4 protein-coding genes are annotated in these 2907 nt (G+C 66.4%); 2 read left to right on the top strand and 2 right to left on the bottom strand.

Features of this window, described 5'->3' with window-relative positions; genetic code table 11:
* Positions 1 to 56: 56 nt before the first annotated feature.
* A complete protein-coding gene (locus FREUN1FDRAFT_RS42725) occupies positions 57 to 434 on the bottom strand; it encodes a transglycosylase family protein (protein ID WP_083828618.1) in 378 nt (125 codons plus the stop codon).
* 791 nt (positions 435 to 1225) lie between these two features.
* Here FREUN1FDRAFT_RS42725 and FREUN1FDRAFT_RS38635 point away from each other — a divergent pair.
* Positions 1226 to 1825, top strand: a complete 600-nt coding sequence (locus FREUN1FDRAFT_RS38635; protein WP_006545891.1) for a helix-turn-helix transcriptional regulator — start codon at positions 1226 to 1228, stop codon at positions 1823 to 1825.
* A complete protein-coding gene (locus tag FREUN1FDRAFT_RS38630) occupies positions 1822 to 2391 on the top strand; it encodes a hypothetical protein (RefSeq protein WP_006545890.1) in 570 nt (189 codons plus the stop codon). The genes FREUN1FDRAFT_RS38635 and FREUN1FDRAFT_RS38630 overlap by 4 nt, the downstream gene beginning before the upstream one ends.
* 203 nt (positions 2392 to 2594) lie before the next feature.
* Here FREUN1FDRAFT_RS38630 and FREUN1FDRAFT_RS42720 read toward each other — a convergent pair whose 3' ends face one another.
* The gene (locus tag FREUN1FDRAFT_RS42720; RefSeq protein ID WP_157475843.1) at positions 2595 to 2906 is read right to left on the bottom strand and encodes a transglycosylase family protein; all 312 of its coding nucleotides are present in this window, start codon (positions 2904 to 2906) and stop codon (positions 2595 to 2597) included.
* Position 2907: the final 1 nt, after the last annotated feature.

The following is a 2907-nucleotide window of genomic DNA, read 5'->3' as shown; positions in this document are numbered from 1 at the left end:
CCACAGCCAACCTACGAAGGTCGCGCGACACGGGATCAGCGCATTGATCGATCAGCTCAGATCTTGTGACCCCAGCACGGCTTCGAGCTCACCCACGGACTCGAACCCTGCTGCGCATACAGAATATGCGCACGCTTCCACTGCTCAGCCACACTCGCGTTCTGCGGCAGACCCTTACCACCCACCGCATGCCACGTGCCCGGCATGAACTGGAACAGCCCACCAGCACCAATCGAGTTCACCACACGCGGATTACCACCGGACTCACACGGCACCACAGCACTCAGGAACCTGTGCGCATCCGGCCGCGCCGCGGCACTCGCCGGCTGGGACATCGCGATACCGCCACCAATCGTCGCCGCCAACACCGGCGCGACCAGCAAAGCACGGCCACGACGGATGGAACGACGGTTCTTGCGAGCACCCGAAGTCATCAGGGACAAAATCAATACCCTTCCCCACACCTACGAAGTCAGCACCACACCAGCCGTCGAACGTCAGACCAGCCAGCCACGGCACCAGCAGAAAAATCGCTCCCGCCTACAGGTAGCCTTCAAACAACCGGGCGGGGCGGGATTCAGCGTGCCACCCGATGCGCACTCCCCAGGTCGGAAGCACAACAACAACGTTACACACCACCCGCCCCCGATTTCCAGACCCCTGTGAAGAGCACCACTCGACACCGGGAAGCCTTGAAATAGCCGTACCAGCGCACTGCCCCCGCCAGCTACGCCCGTATTTTCCCGATGCTGTACGGCCAGCGTCACCGGTTCAATACCGGCATGCAAACCGGCCTGTGCAGAGCGTCCGCGACTGCTCCCCGTGCGCAGCGAATTCCTTTCCCAGGCCAGCAGCTGACCGACTCAGAGTACAAGAAAATCACCCGCCGACGGCGGCAGGCAAAGCGACAACTGCTGACGCAGCCCCCATCGGGCCGCAAGCCGGTATCGACCGATTCACTCGATATCTCGCCAGAAAAAGGACAGAAGGACGGACCAGATCCCTGCTCCTGCCGCGCGACCCGGCACCGGCGACGGCCCGCCCACGGGACCGACGGGGCCGAAGGCCTGCCAGAGCCAGGATCCCGTGGATGCTCCAGCGCTCCTACCTCGTGGAAGTCGGCGCGCCGAGGTCCAGCCGTTCGCGCACGCCGAGACCCACCCTCGGCCGCGGGCACCATCCGACCCGCCGGTCCGATTATCTAATCAGATAACGCACAGATAAGATGGCGCCTGTGGAACCTGATCGGGACACCCGTGAGGTCATCGCGTTGCTGGATCGCGCCTTGGCTGACAGCGGCCTGAGCCAGGCGGATTTCGCCGTCGCACTGGGGACGTCGGCCTCAAGGCTGTCGACCTATCGTTCGGGCCGGACCAGGCCGACCGCGGTCTTCTGCGTCCGAGCACTCAGGGTCGCCGGCGCACTGGCCGCCGCACGTGCCTCCCGGCTGATGTCCGCACCGGAGACCGCCAAGGCGATTCGGCACGCGATGGGCGACGAGGACCGAGCGTGGCGGATGCTGTTGCAGGGCCGCGACCACCTCAGCCTCCTCCTCGACCAGCAGGACGGCTGCCCCGGGGCGTGGGAGGCCGCGCCACCGTCAACAGGAAGCCCCGGCTTCGACGTCCTGCTCGCGGCGCTGGCTCGCAGGGAGTTCGACCGGGCAGGAGTCGAGCCGCCCGCCTGGTGTGAACCGGAGCGCCTCCCGCTGCCCTGGGTGCCCGAGCACCCCTTCCTCGACCCCGACGAGGTGATCGCCGCTACTCCCGACGATCTGAAGCGACTCAATGTCTTCGTCCCTGCCCGTGACCTGTTGACCGCATGAACGAGCGGTACGAGTTCTCCGCGACCGAGATCGTCGCCTTGCTGGCCAGGCTCGACGAGCGGCTGCGAGCACGAGGAGTGTCGGGGTCGGTGTTCGTCGTCGGCGGCGCGGCCGTCGCCGTGACGTCGGGCCGGGATCTGCGGCGCACCGAGGACATCGACGCGATCACGTCAGACGGCGCGGTTGTCACCGAGGCCCGTGAGCTCGCACGCGCGGAGGGCCTTCCGGAGAACTGGCTCAACACCAGGGCGGGCATGTGGATGCCGCCGCTGCCAGCGGACGCTTCCACCCCAGCACCTGGGCCCGGGCTGCACGTGACCTATGCATCGGACGGTTTCCTTCTCGCCACCAAGCTGATCGCCCAACGCCGCAAGGATGCAGCGGACATCCGCGAGCTCGCGGACCGGACCGGGCTGGCCGAGGCGACCGCCGACCAGCTCGAAGCACTGATCTATCAGTACTACACCGACCCCGGCATCCTCGAGTTCATCGTCGATGGGAACGACGTCGCGGGCGAGGTGCGGCTCCTGGCCGAGCGGGCCGCGCGGATGCTCGCGCGGCGGTGACCAACCTGGCGGCAAATGGCGGGGCAGAGCCGGCCACGCGGTGTGGACGCGGAAACGCCGATACGCCCGGACGTCTTGTGGACGTCACGGGCGCACCGGCGTCATGCCTGGGACGGTAGCCCCAACCCTGATCCACACCTCACCCAGCCACAGCCAACCTACGAAGGTCGCGCGACACGGGATCAGCGCATTGATCGATCAGCTCAGATCTTGTGACCCCAGCACGGCTTCGAGCTCACCCACGGACTCGAACCCTGCTGCGCATACAGAATATGCGCACGCTTCCACTGCTCAGCCACACTCGCGTTCTGCGGCAGACCCTTACCACCCACCGCATGCCACGTGCCCGGCATGAACTGGAACAGCCCACCAGCACCAATCGAGTTCACCACACGCGGATTACCACCGGACTCACACGGCACCACAGCACTCAGGAACCTGTGCGCATCCGGCCGCGCCGCGGCACTCGCCGGCTGGGACATCGCGATACCGCCACCAATCGTCGCCGCCAACACC

The organism is Parafrankia sp. EUN1f (assembly GCF_000177675.1).
Lineage (GTDB): Bacteria > Actinomycetota > Actinomycetes > Frankiales > Frankiaceae > Parafrankia.
The sequence above is the reverse complement of the archived record's forward strand: the minus strand, read 5'-3'. Positions and strand labels throughout refer to the sequence as shown.